The 24,320-nt window shown below is 74.8% G+C and carries 20 protein-coding genes and 1 tRNA gene; 7 read left to right on the top strand and 14 right to left on the bottom strand.

What is annotated here, in order from left to right; genetic code table 11:
* Positions 1 to 7: 7 nt before the first annotated feature.
* Positions 8 to 1,234: a threonine ammonia-lyase gene (ilvA, locus tag O2W53_RS03355; protein ID WP_269161617.1), complete on the bottom strand. Its 1,227-nt coding sequence runs from the start codon at positions 1,232 to 1,234 to the stop codon at positions 8 to 10.
* Positions 1,235 to 1,312: 78 nt separating this feature from the next.
* On the opposite strand from ilvA, the gene O2W53_RS03350 reads away from it, so the two are divergent.
* The 3 genes from O2W53_RS03350 (at position 1,313) to O2W53_RS03340 (ending at position 5,380) form a co-directional block, all read left to right on the top strand.
* Positions 1,313 to 2,782 (top strand): sigma 54-interacting transcriptional regulator, encoded by a 1,470-nt coding sequence (locus O2W53_RS03350; protein ID WP_269161616.1) that lies wholly within the window; start codon positions 1,313 to 1,315, stop codon positions 2,780 to 2,782.
* Between the two features lies 1 nt (position 2,783).
* A complete protein-coding gene (locus O2W53_RS03345; RefSeq protein ID WP_269161615.1) occupies positions 2,784 to 4,778 on the top strand; it encodes a VWA domain-containing protein in 1,995 nt (664 codons plus the stop codon).
* Between the two features lie 137 nt (positions 4,779 to 4,915).
* A complete protein-coding gene (locus O2W53_RS03340; RefSeq protein WP_269161614.1) occupies positions 4,916 to 5,380 on the top strand; it encodes a GNAT family N-acetyltransferase in 465 nt (154 codons plus the stop codon).
* Here the strand turns inward: O2W53_RS03340 and O2W53_RS03335 are convergent.
* Positions 5,373 to 6,734, bottom strand: a complete 1,362-nt coding sequence (locus O2W53_RS03335; protein ID WP_269161613.1) for a DUF2252 domain-containing protein — start codon at positions 6,732 to 6,734, stop codon at positions 5,373 to 5,375. The genes O2W53_RS03340 and O2W53_RS03335 overlap by 8 nt on opposite strands.
* Positions 6,735 to 6,821: 87 nt before the next feature.
* Between O2W53_RS03335 and O2W53_RS03330 the strand changes: the two genes are divergently transcribed.
* Together O2W53_RS03330 and O2W53_RS03325 are read left to right on the top strand one after the other, a co-directional pair.
* The gene (locus O2W53_RS03330) at positions 6,822 to 7,841 is read left to right on the top strand and encodes an SGNH/GDSL hydrolase family protein (protein WP_269161612.1); all 1,020 of its coding nucleotides are present in this window, start codon (positions 6,822 to 6,824) and stop codon (positions 7,839 to 7,841) included.
* A gap of 102 nt (positions 7,842 to 7,943) precedes the next feature.
* A complete protein-coding gene (locus tag O2W53_RS03325) occupies positions 7,944 to 9,164 on the top strand; it encodes an acetyl-CoA C-acetyltransferase (RefSeq protein ID WP_269161611.1) in 1,221 nt (406 codons plus the stop codon).
* 121 nt (positions 9,165 to 9,285) lie between these two features.
* Here the strand turns inward: O2W53_RS03325 and O2W53_RS03320 are convergent, their stop codons facing one another.
* The 4 genes from O2W53_RS03320 to O2W53_RS03305 form a co-directional block, all read right to left on the bottom strand.
* Positions 9,286 to 10,098, bottom strand: coding sequence for a Bax inhibitor-1/YccA family protein (locus O2W53_RS03320; protein ID WP_269161610.1), 813 nt, complete (start codon positions 10,096 to 10,098; stop codon positions 9,286 to 9,288).
* 119 nt (positions 10,099 to 10,217) lie between these two features.
* A tRNA-Leu gene (locus tag O2W53_RS03315) sits at positions 10,218 to 10,291 on the bottom strand.
* Between the two features lie 27 nt (positions 10,292 to 10,318).
* Entirely contained in the window at positions 10,319 to 11,713 is a 1,395-nt protein-coding gene (locus tag O2W53_RS03310; RefSeq protein ID WP_269161609.1) for an NAD(P)/FAD-dependent oxidoreductase, read from the bottom strand.
* A 48-nt stretch (positions 11,714 to 11,761) separates the two neighbouring features.
* On the bottom strand, positions 11,762 to 12,526 hold the full coding sequence (locus tag O2W53_RS03305; RefSeq protein WP_269161608.1) for a uracil-DNA glycosylase: 765 nt from the start codon (positions 12,524 to 12,526) through the stop codon (positions 11,762 to 11,764).
* Positions 12,527 to 12,588: 62 nt separating this feature from the next.
* On the opposite strand from O2W53_RS03305, the gene O2W53_RS03300 reads away from it, so the two are divergent.
* Positions 12,589 to 12,894, top strand: a complete 306-nt coding sequence (locus O2W53_RS03300; protein ID WP_269161607.1) for a DUF4235 domain-containing protein — start codon at positions 12,589 to 12,591, stop codon at positions 12,892 to 12,894.
* Positions 12,895 to 12,980: 86 nt separating this feature from the next.
* On the opposite strand, the gene O2W53_RS03295 is transcribed toward O2W53_RS03300, so the two are convergent.
* From O2W53_RS03295 to eno, 4 genes are read right to left on the bottom strand one after another with little or no spacing between them, the layout of a single operon-like run.
* Entirely contained in the window at positions 12,981 to 13,931 is a 951-nt protein-coding gene (locus tag O2W53_RS03295; RefSeq protein WP_269161606.1) for a Ppx/GppA phosphatase family protein, read from the bottom strand.
* Complete coding sequence (locus O2W53_RS03290; protein WP_036341059.1) at positions 13,928 to 14,467, bottom strand: DUF501 domain-containing protein; 540 nt, start codon at positions 14,465 to 14,467, stop codon at positions 13,928 to 13,930. The genes O2W53_RS03295 and O2W53_RS03290 overlap by 4 nt, the downstream gene beginning before the upstream one ends.
* Before the next feature lie 4 nt (positions 14,468 to 14,471).
* Positions 14,472 to 15,035: an FtsB family cell division protein gene (locus O2W53_RS03285; RefSeq protein ID WP_269161605.1), complete on the bottom strand. Its 564-nt coding sequence runs from the start codon at positions 15,033 to 15,035 to the stop codon at positions 14,472 to 14,474.
* A 13-nt stretch (positions 15,036 to 15,048) separates the two neighbouring features.
* A complete protein-coding gene (gene eno, locus O2W53_RS03280) occupies positions 15,049 to 16,332 on the bottom strand; it encodes a phosphopyruvate hydratase (protein WP_269161604.1) in 1,284 nt (427 codons plus the stop codon).
* A 96-nt stretch (positions 16,333 to 16,428) separates the two neighbouring features.
* Here eno and O2W53_RS03275 point away from each other — a divergent pair, with 96 nt between their 5' ends.
* A complete protein-coding gene (locus O2W53_RS03275; protein ID WP_269161603.1) occupies positions 16,429 to 17,391 on the top strand; it encodes a hypothetical protein in 963 nt (320 codons plus the stop codon).
* Positions 17,392 to 17,394: 3 nt separating this feature from the next.
* On the opposite strand, the gene O2W53_RS03270 is transcribed toward O2W53_RS03275, so the two are convergent.
* From O2W53_RS03270 to mfd, 4 genes are all read right to left on the bottom strand, one after another.
* Positions 17,395 to 18,666 carry a mechanosensitive ion channel family protein gene (locus O2W53_RS03270; protein ID WP_269161602.1) on the bottom strand — a complete coding sequence of 424 codons (1,272 nt, stop codon included), beginning with the start codon at positions 18,664 to 18,666 and terminating at the stop codon, positions 17,395 to 17,397.
* 117 nt (positions 18,667 to 18,783) lie between these two features.
* On the bottom strand, positions 18,784 to 19,707 hold the full coding sequence (locus O2W53_RS03265) for a MazG family protein (RefSeq protein WP_269161601.1): 924 nt from the start codon (positions 19,705 to 19,707) through the stop codon (positions 18,784 to 18,786).
* A gap of 4 nt (positions 19,708 to 19,711) precedes the next feature.
* On the bottom strand, positions 19,712 to 20,704 hold the full coding sequence (locus O2W53_RS03260; protein ID WP_269161600.1) for a SurA N-terminal domain-containing protein: 993 nt from the start codon (positions 20,702 to 20,704) through the stop codon (positions 19,712 to 19,714).
* A gap of 59 nt (positions 20,705 to 20,763) precedes the next feature.
* Entirely contained in the window at positions 20,764 to 24,309 is a 3,546-nt protein-coding gene (gene mfd, locus O2W53_RS03255) for a transcription-repair coupling factor (RefSeq protein WP_269161599.1), read from the bottom strand.
* Positions 24,310 to 24,320: the final 11 nt, after the last annotated feature.

Below are 24,320 nucleotides of genomic sequence, written 5' to 3'. Positions count from 1 at the left end.
GCGCCGGTCAGTCGACGCGAGGGGCGTACCCGGCCGCGGAGAGTGCGGCCAGCACGTGCTCGGCGTGGTCGGGGCCGCGGGTCTCCAGGTGCACGCCGACCTCCACCTCGCCCAGCACCAGGCGCGGCGTCAACCGCTCGTGCTCGACGGAGAGCACGTTGGCGGCCAGACCGGCCAGCTCCCGGAGCAGCCCGGCGAGCGAGCCCGGCCGGTCGGGCACCTGCACCCGCAGCGACAGGTAGCGCCCGGCGGCGGCCATGCCGTGCTGGACGACCTTCATCATCAGCACCGGGTCGATGTTGCCGCCGGAGACGACCGCCACGACCGGCGGGGCGAACGCGGCGGGGTCGGCCAGCAGCGCGGCGACCGCGGCGACCCCGGCCGGCTCGACCACCAGCTTGGCGCGCTCGAGGCAGAACAGCAGCGCCCGGGAGAGGTCGCCCTCGCTCACCGTCACGACGTCGTCGACCAGGCCGGTGACGTGCGCCAGGGTGAGGTCACCGGGGGCGGCGACGGCGATGCCGTCGGCCATCGTCGCCATGCTGGTCAGCCGCACCGGCCGGCCGGCGGCCAGCGAGGCGGGGAAGGCGGCCGCCGTCGCCGCCTGGACCGCGACCACCCGGACGTCGGGACGGCGGGCCTTCACCGCGGCGGCGATCCCGGACACCAGCCCGCCGCCGCCGGTGCAGACGACCACCGTCGCCACGTCCGGGCACTGCTCGAGCACCTCCAGGCCCACGGTGCCCTGCCCGGCGATGACGTCGGGGTGGTCGAAGGGGTGGATGAACACCGAGCCGGTCCGGTCGGCGTACTCCACCGCCGAGACGATCGCCTCGGTGAGGGTCTCCCCGCCGAGCCGCGCGTCCGCGCCGTAGCCGCGGGTGGCGGCGACCTTGGGCAGCGGGGCGCTCTCCGGCATGAACACGGTCGCGGCCGCACCGAGCTCGCGGGCGGCCAGCGCGACGCCCTGGGCGTGGTTGCCGGCGCTGGCCGCGACCACGCCCCGGGCGCGCTCGGCGTCGCTGAGCCGGGCGATCCGGGTGTAGGCGCCGCGGATCTTGAACGAGCCGGTGCGCTGCAGGTTCTCGCACTTGAGCCATGCGGGACCGCCGACCCGCTCCGCCAGCGCCCGGGAGTGCTCCAGCGGCGTCCGGCGCACCACGCCGTCCAGCAACCGCGCGGCCGACTCGACGTCGGCACCGCTGACCAGGGGCACTGCACCGGGGACGGACACGCCGCCGATCCTCGCAGTCCGCGGATGCGCGGTGCGACGGACACCCGGGTGTCACAGGTCCGTCGTACCGTGGTCGAGGTGACGGACGCCGCACTGACGGGGACCTCCCAGTCCCCCACCCCTCCCGCTCCCACCACTCTCGGCGAGCTCCGCGCCAGCGGGGCCGCCCCCCGGCCGGTCAAGGCCGAGATCCGCCAGAACCTCCTCGCCCGGCTGGCCGCCGGTGAGCCCACGCTGCCCGGCATCGTCGGCTTCGAGGACACCGTCGTCCCCGAGGTCGAGCGGGCGCTCATCGCCGGGCACGACCTGGTGCTGCTCGGTGAACGCGGCCAGGGCAAGACCCGGCTGATCCGCACCCTGGTCGGCCTGCTCGACGAGTGGACCCCGGTGCTGGTCGGCAGCGAGCTCAACGAGCACCCGCTGCAGCCGATCAGCGTCTGGGGGCACCGGCAGGTCGCCGAGCACGGCGACGCCACCCCGGTCGGCTGGCTGCACCGCAGCGAGCGGTTCGGCGAGAAGCTGGCCACCCCCGACACCAGCGTCGGCGACCTGATCGGCGACGTCGACCCGATCAAGGTGGCCGAGGGCCGGACCCTGGGCGACCCGGAGACGGTCCACTACGGGCTCGTCCCACGCACCAACCGCGGCATCTTCAGCGTCAACGAGCTGCCCGACCTGGCCGAGCGGATCCAGGTCGCGCTGCTCAACGTGCTGGAGGAGCGGGACATCCAGATCCGCGGGTACCGGGTGCGGCTGCCGCTGGACCTGCTGCTGGTCGCCAGCGCCAACCCCGAGGACTACACCAACCGCGGCCGGATCATCACCCCGCTCAAGGACCGGTTCGGCGCCGAGGTGCGCACCCACTACCCGATCGAGCTCGCCGACGAGGTGCGACTGCTGGAGCAGGAGGCGCAGACCACCTGGCTGGGCGGGAGCGGCGAGCTCGGCACCCCGCTGGTGCCGCAGCACCTGGTGGAGATCGTCGCCCGGTTCACCCGGCTGGTCCGCGAGTCCAGCCACGTCGACCAGCGCTCCGGGGTCAGCGCCCGGTTCGCCATCGCCGGGCTGGAGACGGTGGCCGCCTCCGCGGTGCGCCGGGCCGCCGTCGCCGGGGAGAGCCGGCCGGTGGCGCGGGTGGTCGACCTGCCCAGCATCGTCCCGGCCAGCCGCGGGAAGGTGGAGTTCGCCGACTCCGGCAGCGACGCCGACGACGACCGTGACCTGGAGGTGCTCGAGCACCTGCTGCGCCAGGCCACCGCCCAGACCTTCCGGGCCCGCTGCGGCGGCCTGGACCTCACCGGTCTGCAGGAGCACTTCACCGGCGGGGACACCGTGGAGTCCGGTGACCTGGTGCCGGCCGCCGTCCTGCTCGGACAGCTGGGCACCATCCCGCACCTGGCCCAGCTGCTCGGCCGGCTCGGGGTGCCCGAGGGCGAGCAGTCCGCCGAGCAGGCCGCCGCCGCCGTCGAGTTCGCGCTCGAGGGGCTGTGGCTGACCCGCCGGCTGGCCAAGGACACCGACGGCTCGCGCACGGTCTACGGAGCCTGAGATGCCGCAGCGACGGCACGGCGGGTACCGGTACGGCAAGTGGCGGGGCGGGCCCGACCCCCTGGCGCCGCCCTACGACGTGGGGTCCGCGGTCGACGAGATCGGCGACCAGGTGCTGGCCGGCAGCGGCGTGCGGGAGGCGATGCGCGACCTGCTGCGCCGCGGCGTCGACGGCCGGCGGGGCCTGGACCAGCTGCGCCGCACCGTCCGGGACCGGCTGCGCCAGGCCCGCGAGGCCGGCCGGCTGGACGGCACGCTGGAGCAGGTCCGGGAGCTGCTGGACCGGGCCGTCGAGGCCGAGCGGACCGCGCTGTTCCCCGACCCCGACGACGCGGCCCGGCTGGCCGAGGCCGAGCTCGACGCGCTGCCGGAGGACACCGCCGGGGCCGTCCGCGCGCTCAAGGACCACGCCTGGCGCTCCCCCGAGGCGGCCCAGGCCTACCGGGAGATCGAGGACCTGCTCCGGCAGGAGGTGCTGGACAGCTCGTTCCAGGGGATGAAGCAGGCCCTGCAGCAGATGCAGGACGGCGACGGCGCCGCGATGCAGGCGGTCAAGGACATGGTCGCCGACCTCTCCGCGCTGGTCGACGCGCACAACCGCGGCGAGGACACCGACCAGCAGTTCGCCGACTTCATGGACCGGCACGGGCAGTTCTTCCCCGACGACCCGCAGTCGGTGGAGGAGCTGATCGACTCTCTCGCCCGCCGCGCGGCCGCCCAGGAACGGATGATGGCCGGGCTGTCGGCCGAGCAGCGGGCCGAGCTGCAGGACCTGATGGGCCAGGCGATGGGCGACCTCGGGCTGCAGAGCGAGATGGCGCACCTGTCCGATGCGCTGCGGCAGGCCCGGCCGGACCTGCCGTGGGGCCAGCGCGGCCCGGTGCCCGACGGGGACCAGCCGCTGGGGCTGGGCGACGCGACGACCGCCGTCGCCGAGCTGGCCGACCTGGAGGCGCTGTCCCAGCAGCTGTCCCAGGGCTACGCCGGCGCCTCCCTGGCCGACGTGGACGAGGAGCTGCTGGAGCAGGCGCTGGGCCGCTCGGCCGTCGACGACCTCGCCGCGCTGCGCCGGCTCGAGCGGGAACTGGAGCGGCAGGGCTGGCTCGACCGCTCGGAGGGGGCGCTGCAGCTCTCCCCCAAGGCGGTGCGCCGGCTGGGCGCCACGGCCCTGCGCCGGGTGTTCGCGAAGCTGTCGGCCACCGGGCGCGGCGAGCACGACGTCGCCGACGCCGGCGCCGCCGGGGAGCTGACCGGCGCCTCGCGGGAGTGGCGGTTCGGCGACGAGCAGCCGCTGGACGTCGTCCGCACGGTGCGCAACGCCGTGCTGCGCAGCGCCGGCACACCCCGGGAGGACGGCCAGCGCCGGGTGCAGATCGCCGTCGAGGACTTCGAGGTGGTGGAGACCGAACGGCGCACCGGGGCCGCGGTGGCGCTGCTGGTCGACCTCTCGTACTCGATGGCGCTGCGCGGCACCTGGGGCGCGGCCAAGTCCACCGCGATGGCCCTGCACTCGCTGGTGACCACCCAGTTCCCGCAGGACGCCATCGAGATCATCGGCTTCTCCTCCACCGCCCAGGTGCTCCGCCCGGAGACCCTCGCCGAGCTGAGCGTGGACACCCTGCAGGGCACCAACCTGCAGCACGGGCTGATGCTGGCCCGCCGCTTCCTGGCCCGGCACCGGGACGCCGAGCCGGTGGTCCTCGTGGTGACCGACGGGGAGCCGACCGCGCACCTGGAGGACGACGGGACGCCGTACTTCTGCTGGCCGCCGATGCCCGAGACGATCGCCCGCACGGTGGCCGAGGTGGAGCGGGTGGCCCGCGCGGGCGCGACGCTCAACGTCTTCGCCCTGGACCCGGAGCCCGGGCTGGTGGAGTTCGTGCACGACATCACCGCGCGGGCCGGCGGCCGGGTGTTCCAGCCCGACAGCGAGCGGCTGGGCGAGTACGTCGTCGCCGACTACCTCCGGACACGCCGCGGACGACGCGGTCGGTGACGGACAGTGACCAGATGAGGTGAGCAGCGCTGTCCTCTGCACCGGTGCGGGAGCGCGCGGACCGCGTCCGGTCAGGGGATCCGGTGAAGAACCGGGGATCGGAGACGCGCCGGGCCAGGATCGGGGACACTGTTGTGGTGACCATCGAGGCGGAGACCGGGACGATCACCATCGAGCAGGTCGACGCGGCGACGACCTACCCGCTGCGTGCCCAGGAGCTGCGCCAGGGCCGACCGCTCGGGATCGACGAGGATGACGCTCCGTACACGCTGCACCTGGCCGCCCGGATCGACGGCGACGAGGTGGTCGGCGTGGTCCGCTTCCACCCGCGGGACTGCCCCTGGCGGGAGGGCGAGGGCTCCTGGCAGCTGCGGGGCATGGCCACCGACCCGCGGGTGCGGGGGCTCGGGGCCGGCCGGGCGCTGGTGGCCGCGGGGCTGGCCCGGGTCGCCGCCTGCGGCGGGCAGCTGGTCTGGTGCGACGCCCGGGCCTCCGCCGTCGGCTTCTACGAGCGCCTGGGCTTCCAGATCGTCACCGACGAGTACGACCTGCGGCCGGTGGGCGCGCACCGGGGCATGCTGATCGAGCTGCCGATCAGGTGACCGTGAGGGCCCCGCTGGAGCTGACCCCGGGGATCTGACCGGACCGGAAGGCGTTGACGAAGAGCCGGTGGTCGGCGCGGGTCCGCTCGGCGTAGGAGTGCGCGAAGTCGATCAGGTCGGCGATGAACTCCTCGCGCCGGTCGCCGATCATCTCGGTGATCGCGTCCTCGGTCTGGAAGTCGACCAGTTCGTGGTCGCTGTCGGCGTCCCCGACGCAGTGCATCTTGGCCGTGGCCCGCCCCAGCTGGGCGACCACGGGCAGGATCTCCTCCGGCTCGGTCAGGTCGTCCCAGTCCAGGTCGAGCTCGTAGGGCGAGAGCTCGGCGACCACAAAGCCCACGCCGTCGATCTCGGTGTGCCCGAGGAAGGCCGAGGCGTAGGACTGCAGCGCCCGCTGGCTCATCGCCGTCCGGTGACCTTCGTGCTCGAAGTGCCGGCGGATCTCCGGGTCGGTCACCACCCGGCTGGGCGCCGGCACGTTGCCCTGCTTCATCGACAGGACGACGTCGTTCTCCAGCGCCTGGTCGTACCCCTCGATCAGCACGTTGTAGGCCGGCAACCCGGCGCTGCCGATGCCGAAGCCACCGGCGGCGACGACGTCCTTCACGTCGTAGGTCACCTCCCGGCGGCGCTTGCCGGGCGGCAGCGTCTCCCGGTACCGCTCCACGGCGGCCAGCACGCGGTCCCGCTCGTCGTCGTCCAGCCGGCGGGTGCGCGGACGGTCGGCAAAGCGGCGCTGGTGCGCCTCGATCACCGTCATCCGCTCCAGCAGCGCGATCCGGGTGTGCTCGGTGGTCTCCAGCACCAGCTCGTGCACCGCACCCTCGGTGTTCTCCCGGCGGAGGGCGAAGGAGCGGTCGTCGTCGGCGGCGACGAAGGCGTGCACCTGGTCCAGGTAGGACTCCAGGTACCGGCGCAGCACGGCGTCGATCACGTCGTCGCCGAGCGCCTTGCGCCAGGCGAGGAGGGCGAAGCTGGCGGCGAACCGGCGGAGGTCCCAGCTGACGTGGCCGAGGTAGGCCTCGTCGAAGTCGTTGACGTCGAAGACGATCCGCCCCTGCCCGTCCATGTAGGTGCCGAAGTTCTCCGCGTGCAGGTCACCCTGGATCCACACCCGCGACGTCCGCTCGTCACACCACGGGTCCGTGAGCGTCGCCATGTCGGCGTAGAACAGACATGCCGACCCGCGGTAGAAGGCGAACGGGTCCGCCGCCATCTTGCGGAACTTGGTGCGGAAGGCGTCGGCATCGGCGGCCATGAGGTCGGAGAAGGCGTCGACGAGGACGTCGACGATCTGCTGCTGCCGGTCGGCGGGGTCCTCGCCAGCAGGGGTGATCTGGGTGCGTTCGTCCACGGCGCCACCGTAGGGGGTGGCTAGCCTGGGATTCAGCGCTCCCGACCGCAGCACGCGGCCGAGGAGCCAGGAGAGAGGACGGGCCGGGTGACGCGAGCGAGCAGGGCGCGGCGGCTGGCGACCGGCGCCGCCTACGGCGGTGGCGGTGTGGGGCTGGCCGGCGCCGCGCTGGTGGCGCTGTTGCGCCAGGAGGCCCGGGCCGCCCGACGCCGGGTCAAGGCGAACCCGTCCGAGGCCGACCCTCCCACCGGCAACGGCGTGTACGGCCGCGGCCGCGGCAAGCCGCTCGTGTTCGCGGTGCTCGGCGACTCCAGCGCCGTGGGGCTCGGGGTGGACGACGCCCGGGAGACCCCTGGTGTGCTGGTCGCTGCTGCGCTGGCCGAGCTGGCCGAGCGGCCGGTCCGGCTGGCCAAGTTCGCCCGGTCCGGCGCCGTGTCCAAGGACCTCGCCGCCCAGGTGGACCAGGCCCTGCTCGAACGCCCCGCCGTCGCCCTGATCATGATCGGCGCCAACGACGTCACCAGTCGGGCCCGGCCCGCGGACTCGGTGCGGGCGCTGGCCGAGGCCGTGCGCCGGTTGATCGCCGCCGACTGCCAAGTCGTCGTCGGCACCTGCCCCGACCTCGGCACCATCCGGCCGATCGCCCAGCCGCTGCGGGTGCTGGCCCGGCGCTGGAGCCGCCAGTTGGCCGCCGCGCAGACGATCGCCGTGGTCGCCGAGGGCGGGCGCACCGTCTCCCTCGGCTCGGTGCTCGGCCCCTCGTTCGCCAGCGACCGGGAGCTGTTCAGCCACGACGAGTTCCACCCGTCGGCGGCCGGGTACGCCGCGGCGGCCGCCTCGGTGCTGCCCTCGATCGCCGACTCGATCGGCGTGTGGCCCGCGGCAGCCGACCGGGGGCTGCGGCTGCGCCGGGACACCGTCCGCCCGGTCGCCCAGGCCGCGGCCCGGGCCGCCGGCCGCACCGGCACCGAGGTGCAGCCGACCGCCGTCCGGGGGAACGAGACCGGTCCCCGGGGCCCGTGGGCCCGGCTCCGTCGACGGCAGCCCCCGGAGATCCCGACGCCCGAGCAGGCCGACGAGTCCGCGCTCGAGGCCGCACCGCGGTGAGCCCCCCGCCGCCGACGGACGGCGGAGCTACCCGGGGGTAGGTTCGGGACATCTGACGTCCGTCGCCGCCCGCGAGGTGGCGCGCCTCATCGTGGAGGACCCATGCCCGAAGCCGTCATCGTCGCCGCCGCCCGCTCCCCCATCGGCCGCGCGTTCAAGGGGTCGCTCAAGGACCTCCGTCCGGACGACCTGGCCGCGACGATCACCCGGGCCGCGCTGGACCAGGTGCCGCAGCTGGACCCGACCGACATCGACGACCTGATGCTGGGCTGTGGCCTGCCCGGCGGTGAGCAGGGCTTCAACATGGGCCGGGTCGTCGCCGTCCTGATGGGGATGGACCACCTGCCCGGGACGACGATCACCCGGTACTGCTCCTCGTCGCTGCAGACCACCCGGATGGCGCTGCATGCCATCAAGGCCGGCGAGGGCGACGTGTTCATCTCCGCCGGCGTCGAGCTGGTGTCCCGCTTCACCAAGGGCAACTCCGACGCCATCCCGGACACCCACAACCCGCGCTTCGCCGACGCCGAGGCCCGGGTCGCCAAGACCGCCGAGAGCGGCGCGGAGAGCTGGCAGGACCCGCGCGAGGACGGCGAGCTCCCCAACGCCTACATCGCCATGGGCCAGACCGCGGAGAACCTCGCGCTGCTCAAGGACGTCTCGCGCCAGGAGATGGACGAGTTCGCCGTGCGCAGCCAGAACCTGGCCGAGCAGGCGATCGCCAACGGCTTCTGGGAGCGGGAGATCACCCCGGTCACCACGCCGGACGGCACCGTGGTCAGCAAGGACGACGGCCCGCGCGCCGGCACCACCCTCGAGGGGCTCGCCGGCCTCAAGCCGGTCTTCCGGCCCGACGGCCGGGTGACCGCGGGCAACGCCTGCCCGCTCAACGACGGTGCGGCGGCCCTGGTGATCATGAGCGACCGCAAGGCGCAGGACCTGGGCATCACCCCGCTGGCCCGGATCGTCTCCACCGGCGTCACCGGGCTGTCGCCGGAGATCATGGGCTACGGCCCGGTCGCGGCCTCGGAGCAGGCGCTGGCCCGGGCGGGCATGTCCATCTCGGACATGGACCTGGTGGAGATCAACGAGGCGTTCGCGGCGCAGGTCATCCCCAGCTACCGCGACCTGGGCATCGACATCGACAAGCTGAACGTGCACGGTGGCGCGATCGCCGTCGGGCACCCGTTCGGCATGACCGGCGCCCGGATCACCGGCACGCTGCTCAACGGGCTGCGCGCCCGCGACGGCCAGTTCGGCCTGGAGACGATGTGCGTCGGCGGCGGGCAGGGCATGGCGATGGTGCTCGAGCGCCTCTCCTGACGTCGCGCCCCGGCGGCCGACCGGCCGCCGGGGCCGCGCGCACAGACGACCGTGGCCCCGCCCCCTCGCGGGGACCGGGCCACGGTCGTCGTGTGTCAGACCCCGGGACGGGGCCCTGCGATCACTCGCGGAAGTAGCTCAGCAGCCGCAGGATCTCGATGTACAGCCAGATGACCGTGACGAGCAGGCCGAAGGCGATGTACCAGGCGAACTTCGGCTCGACCCCGCGACGGATCGCCTCGTCGGCCATGTCGAAGTCCAGCAGCAGCGTGAACGCCGCGACACCGATGACGACGATGCTGAAGATGATGGCCAGCGGGCCACCGTCGCGCAGGCCCAGGCCGCCCGGGATGAAGAAGCTGGCGACCAGGTTGACGATCACGAGCGCCAGGACGCCGAAGAGCGCGCCCACGATCCAGCGGGTGAGCTTCGGGGTGACCCGGATGGCGCCGGTCTTGTAGACCACCAGCATCCCGGCGAAGACACCGAAGGTGCCGATCAGCGCCTGCGCCACGATGCCGCTGTACTGGTCGTTGAACATCTCGCTGATCGCGCCGAGCGCGACGCCGTAGAGAGCGCCGTACGTCAGCGTCGCGACCGGGTTGGCGACCTGCTTGAACGCGATCACCAGGCCCAGCACCAAGGCGACCAGGATGGCCGGCAAGGCCAGCCCCAGGGCCAGGCTGTCCGGCAGCACGGCCCAGGTGACGGCGGCGGAGAGCACCGTCACCAGGAAGCTGAGGCCGGTCTTGGTGACGACGTCGTCCATCGTCATGTAGGCGCGGTCGGTCGCGGCGTACGGCGACGGAGCGGCGTACGGGTCGTGCTGGGTGGGTGCCCCGCCGTACGTCTGCTGCGGGGCGGAGCCCCAGCCGGCGGACGGGCCGTTGCCGGCTGCCGGGAGGCCCCGGAAGGCCGGGTTGCTGCTGGGCATCGTCATCTCCTCGAGGTGACTGGTCGGGCCGTGGGGCTCAACTTGTCCGCCCCACGCTGTCTGGTGTAACGCCAGGTCAGTGCCGGTAGTTCCCGTGTGCCCGGGACCACCCGGACGGGTGCCCCCGGTCGGGTTCGAACCGACACCGGGACCCTTTTAAGGGGCCTGCCTCTGCCGATTGGGCTACGGGGGCGCGCGGGCTCGTGGCCCGCCCCGGACCCTAGCTGGCGCGGGGGCCCGACTGGTCCCGGTCGGCCGCGCTGGGCGGCGGGATCGACGGGGCCTGGCCGCCGGTGGCCGCGGCGACGAACTCCCGCCGCGGGTTCTGCAGCTGGCCCAGCGCGATGACCTCGCGCCGGAACACCGAGGCGAGCGCCCAGTCGGCGACCACCCGCACCTTGCGGTTCAGGGTGGGCACCCGGCTGACGTGGTAGGCGCGGTGCATCCACCAGGCCGGCCGGCCCTTGAGCTTGACCCCGTAGACCTGGGCGACGCCCTTGTGCAGCCCGAGGCTCGCCACCGACCCTGCGTAGGCGTGCCGGTACTCCGTGGGCTGCTCGCCGTCCAGCACGGCCACGATGTTGTCGGCCAGCCGCTTGGCCTGCCGCACCGCGTGCTGGGCGTTCGGGGCGGTGGTGGCGCCGGGGTCGTCCTTGGTCAGGTCCGGGACGGCGGCCAGGTCACCGGCGGCCCACGCGCCGTCCAGAGCCGCACCCTCGGGGCCCTCGACCTGCAGCGTGGCCCGGCAGCGGACCCGGCCGCGCTCGTCCAGCGGCAGGTCGGTCTGGGCGAGCATCGGGTGCGGCTTGGTGCCCGCCGTCCAGACCAGGGTGTCGCTGGCGAACTCGTCGCCGTCGCCGGTGCGCACGATGCCGTCGTCAGAGACGGAGTCCAGCGTGGTGTTGAGCTTGACCTCCATGCCACGGGCCTGCAGCTGCTGCACCGTCCAGGCACCCATGTCCGCGTCGACCTCGGGCAGGATCCGGCCGGTCGCCTCCACCAGGACCCAGCGCATGTCCGCCGGGGACAGCCGGGGGTAGTAGCGCTCCAGGGCGTAGCGGGCCATGTCCTCCAGCTCGGCGAACGCCTCGATCCCGGCGTAGCCCCCGCCGACGAAGGTGAAGGTCAGCGCCCGCCGGCGCACCTGCGGGTCGTCGGTGGAGCTCGCGGCGTCCAGCCGGGCCAGCACGTGGTTGCGCAGGTAGATGGCCTCGCCGACGTTCTTGAAGCCGATGCCGTGCTCGGCGAGCCCGGGGATGGGGAGGGTGCGGGCCACCGAGCCGGCGGCCATCACCAGCACGTCGTAGCGCAGCTCGAAGGAGTCGCCCTCGGCCGGCGTCACCGTCGCGGTCCGGTCGGCGTGGCTGAGCCCGGCCACTGCGCCGGTGATGACGCGGCACTGGTCCAGCGTGCGCCGCAGCGGGACGACGACGTGCCGGGGCTCCACCGAGCCGGCCGCCGCCTCGGGCAGGAACGGCTGGTACGTCATGTGCGGTTGCGGGTCGACCACGATGATCTCCGCCCGCCCGCGACGCAGCTTCTTCTGCAAACGCAGGGCGGTGTAGAGGCCGACGTAGCCGCCGCCCACGATCAGGATCACCGGTCGCTGGGCCATGGACTCACCGTAGGCCCGCACGCGCCCCGGCGGACACCTGCCGCCGGCTCACCCCGCGGCGGCGAGTTCCTTCGCCCGGTCCAGCACCGCGTCCAGCATCGGCTCGGTGAGCCGGCCGGTGAAGGTGTTCTGCTGGCTGACGTGGTAGCTGCCGAGCAGGGTCAGCGGGCCGTTCGGGCCGGCGAGCGACACCTCCACGCCGTGCCCGAAGGCCGGCCGCGGCCGGGGCAGCGGCACGCCGGCGCCGGCCAGCACCGGCCACAGCGCCGTCCAGCCGAACCCGCCGAGCACCACGATCACCCGCAGCCGGGGCAACAGCGCCAGCTCCCGAGCCAGCCACGGCGAGCAGGTGTCCCGCTCCTCCGGCGTGGGCGCGTTGGCCGGTGGCGCGCACCGCACCGCGGCGCACACCCGGACGTCGGTCAGCTCCAGCCCGTCGTCCTTGGCCACCGAGGTCGGCTGGTTGGCCAGCCCGGCCCGCCACAGCGCGGCGAAGATCCAGTCGCCGCTGCGGTCGCCGGTGAACACCCGGCCGGTGCGGTTCCCGCCGTGCGCGGCGGGGGCCAGGCCGACGACGCCGATCCGCGCATCGGCGGGCCCCATCCCCGGCACCGGACGTCCCCAGTACTCCTCCGAGCGGAAGGACGCCCGCTTCACCCGGGCCACCTCCTCGCGCCAGGTCACCAGCCGCGGACAGGCCCGGCAGCCGGAGACCCGTTCGTCCAGGACCGTCAGCTCGTGGCTGCCGGCGGCGGCGCGGACGACGCCGGCCGGACTGCGGGTGACGGGGAAGCCGTCGGCGTCACGTGCCACCCCGACAGCACAGCACGAGGCCGCGAAGGGCGCCGGAGCCGCCCCCACGGCATGATCGGGGGGTGGCGAAGAAGCAGAAGGTGAAGACCCCGTTGCTGTACAAGCTGCTCGGCCCGGCGATGGCCATCCCCGCTGGCATCGTGGTCAAGAAGCTCGCGGACACGACCTGGGAGAAGGTGCGCGGCTACCCGCCGCCGAAGAACCCGGTGGCCGCCGGGGTGAGCTGGCCCGACGCGCTGGCCTGGGCCGCCATCTCCGGCGCCCTGTACGCCGCCGGCCGGCTGGTCGCTGCCGCCGGCGCCGCCACCGTCTACGAGAAGATCACCGGCAGCCTGCCGCCGGGCATCAACTCCGACAGCGCGGCCTGAGGAAGGACCCCTCTGCCCCCCACGCCTCGCAAGCTCGGCGCGGGCCCCTGCAGAGGGGCCTCACGGCCCTGACGCCGCAGGCGGCGTCAGGGCCGCGCGAGGCGGAGGGCGATGCCGTCGAGGATGTCGTGCTCGCTGACGACCACCTCGTCGAGGTCGAACGCGTCCATGACCACCCGCAGCACCAGGGCGCCGGCGCCGATCACGTCGACCCTGCCCGGGTGCATCACGGGGTAGGCCGCCCGCCGCGCCCGGGTCGCGGTCAGCAGACCGGCCGACACCGAGCGGACGGCGCCCACCGGGATCCGTGACCCGTGGATGGCGACCGGGTCGTAGGCCGGCAGGCCGAGCGCCAGGGCGGCCACCGTGGTCACCGAACCGGCCAGCCCGACGAGGGTGGCGGTCTCCCCCACCGGCACCTCGGCGGCGACCATCTCCAGGGCCGCCCGCACGTCGGCCTCCGCGGCCTGCACCTCATCCGGGGGCGGCGGGTCGCTGCGCAGGTGCCGCTCGGTGAGCCGGACGCACCCCACGTCCACCGACCGCGCGGCCCGCACCCCGCCGACGTCCCCGAGCACGAACTCCGTCGAACCGCCCCCGATGTCGACGACCAGGTACGGCGGCCACGGCGCCGCGGCACCGTGCACCCGTGCGGCGGCGGCCAGCGAGGCGGTGGCGCCGAGGAAGGAGAGCTCGGCCTCCTCCAGCCCGGTCACCACGTCGGGCAGCTGACCCAGGGTCGCGGTCACCATCGCCTCGAACTCGTCGCGGTTGGCGGCGTCCCGGCTGGCGCTGGTGGCCACCATCCGCACCCGCTCGGCACCCAGCTCACGCGCCTGGGCGGCGTACTCGGCGAGCACCACCCGGGTGCGCTCGATCGCCTCGGGCGCCAACCGGCCGGTCGCGTCCACCCCCTGGCCGAGCCGCACGACCTCCATCCGGCGGAGCAGGTCGGTGTGCGCGCCCTCGACGGGCACGTCGGCGACCAGCAGCCGGATCGAGTTGGTGCCGCAGTCGATGGCGGCGACCCGGGTCATCGGACGTCCTCCGGGTCCTGCGGGGACGGCTGGGCGCACGGCCCCGCTGCCCACCACTCCCCCATCTCCGCGACCGCACGGTCGCCGACCGGGTTCACCCCGGGTCCGGCGGCCAGGGCATGGCCGGCCAGGGCGTGCAGGCACTTGACCCGGTCGGGCATGCCCCCGGCGCTGGCCCGGGTGGGCAGCACGTCCCGGGAGTCCCGGGTGGCCAGGAAGGACTCGTGCGCCGCCCGGTAGCCCGCCGCGAGCTCCGGGTCGGTGGCCAGCTCCGCCTGCCAGTCCCGCATCCGGCCGGCCGACTCCAACCGGCTGGCGGCCGCGGTCGCCCGCGGGCAGGTCAGGTAGTAGAGCGTGGGGAACGGGGTGCCGTCCTCCAGCCGGGGCGCGGTCTCCACGACGTCGGGCTGGCCGCAGGGACAGCGGTGCGCGACGCCGACCAGCGCACGTGGCGGACGGCCCAGCTGGCGGGCGATGACGGCGCGCTCGGCGTCGGTGACCGGCGGCGAGACCGGCGCAGGGTCGGGACTGTGCACGTCCCTAGTCTGCGGGAGGGCCCGGATCGGTCTCCGAGGGGTGGCCGTCGGCTGCGGCGATCGAGCCGAGCAGCCCCTCGTACCAGGGCACGGGCGCGTTCCGGGCGGTGCTGCCGGCCGGGTCCTGGGCGGTGTCCCCGGGGTCGCCTGCGTCCCCGACGACGACCAGCCGGTCGCCGGGCAGCACCATGGTGAGCCGCTCCCGGGCCTGCTGGGCGATGTAGGCCGGGTCGGCCTGGCGATCCAGCTGGGCCTGCAGGTCGGCGGCGCGCTGGTCGAGCGCCTGCTGCTCGGCGGCCAGCTCGGCGAGCTCCGCCCGTCCGGCCACGTACTGGCGCAGCGGCCCGGCCAGGGTCAGCGCCAGCAGCAGCACCAGCGCGCCCAGCAGCACGGCCCGGCCGGTGAACCGCGGACCGCGCCGGGGGGTGGTGCTGCGGGCCGGTCGCCGGGTGGTGCGGCGGCCCGGCCGGTTGTCGGCCGCGCCGCGGGCACCGGCCCGCACCGGCCGCGACGAGCTCCGGCGGCGGGTGCCACCGGGCCGGGCGCGGCGGGTGCGGGCGGTGCTCACGGAGTGCCCGGGCTCAGCTGCGGGCGGCCAGGCGCGGGAACGCGGCGGCGCCGGCGTAGCGCGCGGCGTCGTCCAGCTCCTCCTCGATCCGGAGCAGCTGGTTGTACTTGGCCACGCGCTCGCTGCGGGCCGGGGCACCGGTCTTGATCTGCCCGCAGTCGGTGGCGACGGCGAGGTCGGCGATCGTGGTGTCCTCGGTCTCGCCCGAGCGGTGGCTCATCATCGACCGGTAGCCGCCCCGGTGGGCCATGTTGACCGCGTCCAGGGTCTCGGTGAGCGTGCCGATCTGGTTGACCTTCACCAGCAGCGCGTTCGCCGCACCCCGGGCGATGCCGTCGGCGAGCCGGGTCGGGTTGGTGACGAACAGGTCGTCGCCGACGATCTGCACGCGGTCGCCGAGCGCCTGGGTCATCGACACCCAGCCGTCCCAGTCCTCCTCCGACAGCGGGTCCTCGATGGAGACGATCGGGTAGGCGTCGACCAGCCCGCGGTAGTACTCGATCAGGTCGTCGGAGCTGAGGGTCTTCCCCTCGAATGCGTAGCCGGCGTCGCTGTGGAACTCGGTCGCGGCGACGTCCAGGGCGAAGGCGATGTCGGTGCCGACGGTGTAGCCGGCGGCCTGCACGGCCTCGACGATCAGGTCCAGGGCGTCCCGGTTGCTGGGCAGCGACGGGGCGAACCCGCCCTCGTCACCCAGGCCGGTGGCCAGGCCGCGCTTCTTCAGCACCGACTTGAGGGCGTGGTAGGTCTCGGTGCCGACCTGCAGCGCCTCGGCGAAGGTCGCCGCGCCGATCGGGGCGATCATGAACTCCTGCACGTCGACGTTGCTGTCGGCGTGGGCGCCACCGTTGAGGATGTTCATCATCGGCACGGGGAGCAGGTGCGCCGAGGGGCCGCCGACGTAGCGGAACAGCGGCAGGCCGGCGGACTCCGCAGCGGCCTTGGCGACGGCGAGGGAGACGCCGAGGATCGCGTTGGCGCCGAGCCGGGACTTGTCGGGCGTGCCGTCGAGGTCGATCAGCCGCTGGTCGACCATCCGCTGCTCGGCGGCGTCGTACCCGACGAGCTCCGGGCCGATCACGTCCAGGACGCCGTCGACGGCCTGGGTCACGCCCTTGCCGCCGTAGCGGGTCCCGCCGTCCCGGAGCTCCACCGCCTCGAAGGCGCCGGTCGAGGCGCCGCTGGGCACGGCTGCCCGGGTGATCGTCCCGTCGTCGAGTGCCACCTCGACCTCGACGGTGGGGTTTCCGCGCGAGTCGAGGATCTCCCGCGCGCCTACTGCATCGATGCTGGCCACGGGCTGCAGCCTAGCCAGCTCCCGGGGCTGTGCGGCACACCCGCGCCGGGAGCAGCCGGGCAGACCGCCGGCGGACGCCTGGGACGATGGCCGGCGATGACTCCCCCGACCCCGCTCCGCCGGCACCGGCGCGCCGTCCGGCAGCTCCTCCTCGGGCTGGCCCCGGTGCTGCTGGTCGGGGTCGTCGTGCTGGTCGCGCTGGCGCTGCGGCTGTCCGACGTGCAGGCGCCGCTGGCCGCCGCCGACCGCACCGCGACCGCGACGGTCACCGCGGCCGGCACCGCGCCCGAGGGCCGTGGGCTGGACGTCACCTTCCGCGACGACTCCGGCCGGGATCGCAGCGGCACCCTGGAGCTGGACGAGCCGCTCGACGTGCCGGTCGGCGCCGAGCTGACGGTGCAGTACCCCTCGGCTGCCCCCGCGAGCGACCCGGTCCGGGTCCACACCGACGGGGACGCCGCGCACGCCGCGGTCGGGGACGTCGTCTTCGGCCTGGTCGTCGTCGTGCTGGTGCTGCTCGCCGCCGCCGCGCTGACCCTCGCCCGCCTGCTCACCCGGCCGCGGCTGCGGTCGCGGCCCGCCACCGCGGTGACCGCCACCCACGTCGTGGTGAACCTCGGTCTGCTGGTGCGCAGCTGGCTGGAGCTGGAGACGCCGGCCGGGCGGCGCTGGCTGCCCGTCCACTGGGCACCGGAGCTGGACCGGCTGTCCCCGGCCACCCGGATCGAGGTGCGCGGTGACCCGGCCCGCGGCCGGCTGGTGCTGCCGGTGCTCGACGGCACGGAGGTGTGGCCCTCGGGTCGGCTGCGCAGCCAGGAACCGCGCGGGGAGATGCGGCAGGCGCCCGTCGTCCCCGACGCCGTCGAGCTGGGGATGGCCCGGCAGGCCCGGGCGGACGGCGTCCTGCCCTTCCTCGCCCCGGTGCTGGGGCTGCTGTGGGCCTACGTCGACAGCAGCGGCGCTGCGGGCTTCGCCGTGGCGACCGCGCTGTCGGCCGCGGTGCTGTTCTGGGTGCCCCAGCTGCTCGGCTCGGACCCGCAGGCCACCCGTCAGGGCTGACCCTCAGGCGAGCGGCTGCTCCCGGGACTCCTCGTCGAGCCGGGCCCGCTCGGCCAGCTCCGCCTCGCTGGGCCCGGTGAAGGCCCGGGAGCGTTCCCGCGCCTGCTCGCTCCCGGTGAACAGGCCGGCCTGCGCGCCGGGCGCCCGCACGCCGCCGTCGCCCGCGGCCGGTCGGCGCGGCGGCGCGACGTCCGGGCCGGCGACGCCCTCGTTGCGCACCTTGGGCAGCGCGGTCGGGTGCTCGCGCTGCAGCCACCCGACCAGGCCCTCCCGCACGTGGCAGCGCAGGTCGAACAGGGTCGGGCCGTCCTTCGCGCTGACCAGCACCCGGACCCGCACCACGGCGCCGACGGCGTCGGTCACCTGCAGCACCACGACCCGCTCGTCCCACAGCTCGTTGCCCACCACGAGCCGGTCGAGCTCGGCGCGCATCTCGTCCAGGGGCGCCGTCCAGTCGACGTCCAGCTCGACCGACCCGAGGACGGCGGACTCCTTGCGGGTCCAGTTCTGGAAGGGCGTCGTGGTGAAGTGGGTGGAGGGCAGCACCAGCCGCCGGTCGTCCCAGACGTGCACCACGACGTAGGTCAGCGTGATCTCCTCGATCCGGCCCCACTCGCCCTCGACCACGACGACGTCGTCGACCCGGATGGCGTCGGTGAACGCCAGCTGCATCCCGGCGAACACGTTGGCCAGCGAGGTCTGCGCGGCGAGCCCGGCCACCACCGACAGCACCCCGGCGCTGGCCAGGATGCTGGTGCCGGCCGCCCGGGCCGCGGGGAAGGTCAGCAGCATGCCGGCGATCGCCAGCACCGCGATCACCGCCACGGTCAGCCGGCGGATCAGCGTGACCTGGGTGCGCACCCGCCGGGCGTGCCGGTTGTCGTCGACGTCGACGTCGTAGCGGGCCAGCGCCAGGTCCTCGACGACGAACACGGCGACCGCGATGAGCCAGGCCACCACCCCGATCAGGACCAGCCCGAGGACCCGGACGACGACGTCGCGCCAGTCGCCCACCCCCGGCGCGGCGTCCAGCACCAGCGTGACCGCGAGCAGCACGAGGAGCACCCGCAGCGGCCGGCGCCCCCGCCGGGACAGGTCGGCCGCGACCGGCGAGGGCCCGGCGAAGCGGCGCACCAGCGCGCCGATGGCGACGGCGACCAGCCAGGCCACCAGCGCGGCGCCGGCGACCACCAGCAGCAGCAGCCAGGTGCTCCGGGGCAGCGCCGCGGAGACGACGTCGGCGGCGGCGAACGGGGGCGGGGGTGTCAGCGGCACGCGGCGGGAACTCCTTCGTGGGCGGGGCGGTCGACCGGGCACCTCCTCGGCCGGTCGCCGTCCACGCTAGGGGCCGGGACGGGCACCGGTGTCCGGCGATGACCCGGACGGGGCAGGTCAGCCGTCGGCGCGGGCGTGCGCGGCGGCGTCGAGCTCCTCGGCGTAGCGGCGGACGGCGGTGCGCAGCGCGTCCTCGGCGTCCCACCCCCGCTGCCGGGCGGCGACGACCAGCCCGAGCAGCTGCTCCCCCAGCTCGGCCGGGTCGGCGGCGGTCAGCTCGGCGGCCGGCGGGGTGGGCAGCCCGGCCCGCGCGGCCCGCCCGGCCAGGGCGGCCCCCCACGAGCTGGCCGGCTGGGAGCGGGACACCCCCTCGGTCGGCGAGCGGCGCTGCTTCTCGGTCGCCTTGATCTCGTCCCAGCCACGCTCCACGGCGGCGACGTCCCGCGGACCGGCGTCGGCGAACACGTGCGGGTGCCGGCGGACCAGCTTGTCGACCAGGTCACCGGCCACGTCGTCGACGTCGAACCGCCGGCCGGGCTCGGCCTCGGCGGCGACCCGGGCGTGGAAGGCGACCTGGAGCAGCACGTCACCCAGCTCCTCCCGCATCGCCACGGGGTCGTCGTCGACGATCGCGTCGTAGGCCTCGTGCGCCTCCTCCAGCAGGTAGCCGCGGAGCGTGGCGTGGGTCTGCTCGGCGTCCCAGGGGCAGCCGCCGGGCGAGCGCAGCCGGTCCATCACGCCGACGACGTCCAGCAGCCGCGCGCCGGGCGGCTCCGGCGCACCCTCGACCCGCGGGACGCCCTCCCAGCCGGCGACCTCCTCGGGGATGGCCAGCAGGACGGCGCCGGGGCCCGCCGCGGCGGCCGAGGCCGGGTCGGGGACGTCGGTCACCGCGATCCCCTCCGTCCGCAGCGCCGCGGCGGTGGCGGCGGCGCCGGGCAGCGCGAGCACGGCCGGGGCGGTGGTGACCGCCCGCCAGCCGGCGGCAGCGAGCAGTCCGGGCAGGCGGGGGCTGACGGTGACGAGGAGCGCGACGGGCACCCGGTCAGTCTCCGGCAAGCCCGGCGGCGTCCTCACCGGCGTCCTCGAGGAGCTGCACCACGCCGCCGTCCGCGGCGACCACCTGCCCGCCCTCCAGCGTGCCGAAGCGCGGGTTGACCACCAGGTCGAGGTCGTCCCGCACCCGGGCCACCAGCGCGGCGCCGGCCTCGGCCGCCTCGGCCGCGGCCTGGTCGGCGAGCTGCGGGCGCAGCTGCTCGAACGTCGGGACGACGACGTCGCTGACGAAGCCGACCACCACCCCGCCGACCTCCGGCAGCGCCAGGGTGAAGCCCTGGCCGGGGGGCGTGGCCGCGATCGGCTCGGCCAGCACCGCGGGCAGGTCGGCCGGTGCCCGGGGCTCGATCTGCGGCAGCGTGTTCGGCCCGGCGTACCGGGCGGCGACGGCCGGGTAGCCGGCCGGGTCGGTGGTCAGCTGGGTCAGCACGGCATCGGCGGTGGCCTGGTCGGGGACCGTCACCAGACCGAGCTCGACCTGCGCGAGGCCGGGGGCCGCCTGCTCGTAGCGCTCGCGCAGCGCCGCCTCGGAGGGCTCGACCAGCCCGGCGGCGACCGCGGCGCGCTGGCGGACCAGCTGCTGGCGGACGTTCTCCACCACGTCGGCCTCGCTGGCGCCCTGCTGCTGGGCCACCTGGGTGAAGACCACCTCCGGGTCGGCGCCGCCGAGCAGCTCGACGATCCGCGCCCGCACGTCGGCGTCGGACACCTCGACACCCCAGCGCCGGGCCACCTCGTCGTGGAGCTCCTCGCCCACCCGCAGGCTCAGCACCTGGCGGGTGTAGCCCACCTCGTTCCCGGCGGCGTACGCGGCGATGTCGGGGTCGGCGAGCCGGGTGTCGACCGCCTCGTCCAGCTCGGCGACGGTCACCTGCTCGTCACCGACGTAGGCGGCGACGTCCGGGTCGGTGCGGCACCCGGCCAGGCTCCCCACCCCGGCGGCACCCACGAGCAGGACGGCGAGGAGTCTGCGGCGCGGCACGGCGCGAGCGTGCCACACCCGGTGTGAGCCACGCCGCACCCCGCGCGGTCCGACGTGGGTCAGGAGGCGACGGCGACGGGCTGTTCGAGGACCGAGGTCAGCAGCGCGTGCAGCTTCTCCAGCAGGGCGACGTCCCGCAGCGGCGTCCGCCGGTCCGGGCCCACCGGCACCTTGATCGACACGGTGCGCACCGCGTCCTTGTAGGTGGCCCCCTCGGCCAGCCGGGACAGCTTCATCACCTGGGACTCGCGCAGCTCCACCGGCCCGACCCGGACGTTGCGCCCCTGCATCGACACCTCGGTGACCCCGAGGTGGCGCATGGCCGCGCGGAACCGGGCCACCGCCAGCAGGTTGAGCACCGGGGCCGGGGCCGCGCCGTAGCGGTCGGTGAGCTCGTCGAGCACGGCCTGCGCCTGGTCGTCGTCCTGCACCGAGGCGACCTTGCGGTAGGCCTCCATCCGCAGGCGCTCGCCGGGCACGTAGTCGTGCGGCAGGTGCGCGTCGACCGGCAGGTCGACCCGGACCTCGGCCGGCTCGACGGCCGGGGACTCCCCGGTCGCCTGGGCCCGGTAGTCGCTCACCGCCTCGCCGACCAGCCGCACGTAGAGGTCGAAGCCGACCCCGGCGATGTGCCCGGACTGCTCCCCGCCGAGCAGGTTGCCCGAGCCGCGGATCTCCAGGTCCTTCATCGCCACCGCCATGCCGGCACCGAGGTCGGTGTTGTGCGCGATGGTGGTCAGCCGGTCGACCGAGGTCTCGGTGAGCGGCCTCGTCGGGTCGTAGGTGAAGTAGGCGTAGGCCCGCTCCCGGCCACGGCCGACCCGGCCGCGGATCTGGTGCAGCTGGGAGAGGCCGAACGTGTCGGCCCGGTCGACGATCAGGGTGTTGGCGTTGGGGATGTCCAGCCCGGACTCGACGATCGTGGTGGCGACCAGGACGTCGTACTCCTTCTCCCAGAAGCCGACCATGATCCGTTCGAGCTCGTGCTCCTTCATCTGGCCGTGGCCGACCGCCACCCGGGCCTCGGGCACCAGGTTGCGGATCTTCGCCGCCGCCTTGTCGATCGACTGCACCCGGTTGTGGATCACGAACACCTGGCCGTCGCGGAGCAGCTCGCGGCGGATCGCGGCGGCCATCTGCTTGTCCTCCCAGGCGCCGACGTAGGTCAGCACCGGGTGCCGCTCCTCCGGCGGCGTGAGGATCGTCGACATCTCGCGGATGCCGGTGAGGCTCATCTCCAGGGTGCGCGGGATCGGGGTGGCCGACATCGACAGCACGTCGACCGCCGTCCGCACGCTCTTCAGGTACTCCTTGTGCTCGACGCCGAAGCGCTGCTCCTCGTCCACGATGACCAGCCCCAGGTCCTTGAACCGGGTGGTGGGCTGCAGCAGCCGGTGGGTGCCGACCAGGACGTCGATCTCGCCGTCGGCCAGCTTGCGCAGCACCTCGTCGGACTCGGTCTTCGACTGGAACCGGGACAGCACCGCCACGGTCACCGGGAACTGCGCGAACCGCTCGGAGAAGGTCTTGAAGTGCTGGTTGGCCAGCAACGTCGTCGGCACCAGGATGCCGACCTGCTTGCCGTCCTGCACCGCCTTGAACGCCGCCCGCACCGCGATCTCGGTCTTCCCGTAGCCGACGTCGCCGCAGATGATCCGGTCCATCGGCACCGGCTGGGCCATGTCCGCCTTGACCTCGTCGATCGCGGCCAGCTGGTCGGGCGTCTCGGTGAAGGGGAAGGCGTCCTCCAGCTCGCGCTGCCAGACGGTGTCCGGCCCGAAGGCGTGGCCCTTGGACGCCATCCGCGCCGAGTACAGCCGGATGAGCTCCGCGGCGATCTGCTTGACCGCCTTGCGGGCCTGGTTCTTCGTCTTCTGCCAGTCGGCGCCGCCGAGCTTGGACAGCGCGGGCGCCTCGCCGCCGACGTAGCGGGTCAGCTGGTCCAGGGAGTCGGTGGGCACGAACAGCCGGTCCGGCGGCTGGTTCCGCTTGCCCGGTGCGTACTCGACGATCAGGTAGTCGCGCTGCCCGCCGTGCACGGTGCGGCTGACCATCTCCACGTAGCGGCCGACGCCGTGCTGCTCGTGCACCACCAGGTCGCCCGGCTGCAGCTGCACCAGGTCGACGGCGTTGCGCCGGCGGGCCGGCATCTTGGTGGCGTCCTTCATCGAGGTGCCGCGCTGGCCGGTGAGGTCGCCCTCGGTGACCAGCGCCAGGCCCACGGCCGGGAAGGTGAAGCCGGCCTCCAGGTTGCCCTGGGTGATCAGCGTCGGCCCCGCCGTGGGGGCGGCCTCGATGCCGGGCACCAGCCGGGCGCCCAGGTCGGCCTCGGTGAGCTGGTCGGCCGCGCGCTGGGCGGGGCCGGGGCCGGCGAAGGTCAGGGCGACCCGCCAGCCGTCGCGGCCCCAGCTGCGCAGCTGGTCGAAGGCGCGTGCCTGGTCGCCGTGGAAGCGCTCGACCCCGGTGGCGTCCAGGGTGACGTGCTGGTCGTCGTCGTCGGGCTGGAGCGTGAAGGCGCCCGTCGTCCACCAGGGCAGGGCCCGGGCCCGGGCGGCGTCCTGGACGTCGGCGAGGTCGCGGAAGGAGGAGGCGCCCAGGTCGATCGGCGCCTGGCCGGCCTCGGCCGCGGTCTGCCACGAGGCGGCGAGGAACTCCTCGGCGGTGCGCACCAGGTCCGCGGACCGGCTGCGCACCCGCTCGGGGTCGCAGACCAGCACGTGCGTGCCCGGGGCCACCAGGTCGGTCAGCAGCTGCATCTGGTGCCCGCCGATGAGGGCGGGGATCAGCGACTCCATGCCCTCCACGGCGATGCCCTCGGCCAGCTTGCCGGCCACCTCGGCCAGCTCCGGGTGGTCGACCCCCAGCTGGACCGCGCGGGCCCGGACCTCGGCGGTGAGCAGCAGCTCGCGGCACGGCGGGGCCCACAGCCGGTCGGGCCGCTCGTCCAGCGAACGCTGGTCGGCGGCGGAGAAGTACCGCAGCTCGTCGACCTCGTCGCCCCAGAACTCGACCCGGACCGGGTGCGGCTCGGTGGGCGGGAAGACGTCGAGCAGACCGCCGCGGACGGCGAAATCCCCGCGCTTCTCGACCAGCTCCACCCGGGTGTAGGCCGCCTCCGCCAGCGCCTGGGAGACCGCCTCGAGCTCGGCGCTCTGCCCCGGCGCCAGCTCCACCGGCACCAGGTCGCCCAGCCCGGGGGCCAGCGGCTGCAGCACGCTGCGCACCGGGGCGACCAGCACGTCGACCGTGCCGTTCTCCCCGGGGTGGGTCAGGTCGCGCAGCACGGCCAGCCGGCGGCCGACGGTGTCCGCGCGGGGGCTGAGCCGCTCGTGCGGCAGCGTCTCCCAGGCGGGGAAGACCTCCACCCGCCGGTCGGGGAGGAAGCAGCGCAGCACCCCCGCCAGCGCGTCGGCGTCCCGCTCCCCCGCGGTGACCACCAGCACCGGCACGTCCGCGCCGGGCGCCCGGGCCGCCAGCGCGGCGGCCACCAGCGGCTGGACCGACGGCGGGGCGGTGACGGCCAGGTCGGCCGTGCCCGCCCTGCCCACCACCGAGGCAACGCCGGCGTCGGACAGGACGACGTCGAGCACGCCGCGCAAGGTCACCGGGGTCAACT

Origin of the sequence: Modestobacter sp. VKM Ac-2978, assembly GCF_026968025.1 — a bacterium.
GTDB lineage: Bacteria > Actinomycetota > Actinomycetes > Mycobacteriales > Geodermatophilaceae > Modestobacter.
This window is presented reverse-complemented; position numbering and strand designations above follow the sequence as displayed.

What these genes read in the sequence shown, in the direction of transcription:
- O2W53_RS03325 (WP_269161611.1), top strand. Translation starts at nt 7,944, where the DNA reads ATGCCCGAAGCCGTCATCGTCGCCGCCGCCCGCTCCCCCATCGGCCGC.
- O2W53_RS03310 (WP_269161609.1), bottom strand. Translation starts at nt 11,713, where the DNA reads ATGGCCCAGCGACCGGTGATCCTGATCGTGGGCGGCGGCTACGTCGGC.
- O2W53_RS03295 (WP_269161606.1), bottom strand. Translation starts at nt 13,931, where the DNA reads ATGACCCGGGTCGCCGCCATCGACTGCGGCACCAACTCGATCCGGCTG.
- O2W53_RS03320 (WP_269161610.1), bottom strand. Translation starts at nt 10,098, where the DNA reads ATGCCCAGCAGCAACCCGGCCTTCCGGGGCCTCCCGGCAGCCGGCAAC.
- O2W53_RS03275 (WP_269161603.1), top strand. Translation starts at nt 16,429, where the DNA reads ATGACTCCCCCGACCCCGCTCCGCCGGCACCGGCGCGCCGTCCGGCAG.
- O2W53_RS03345 (WP_269161615.1), top strand. Translation starts at nt 2,784, where the DNA reads ATGCCGCAGCGACGGCACGGCGGGTACCGGTACGGCAAGTGGCGGGGC.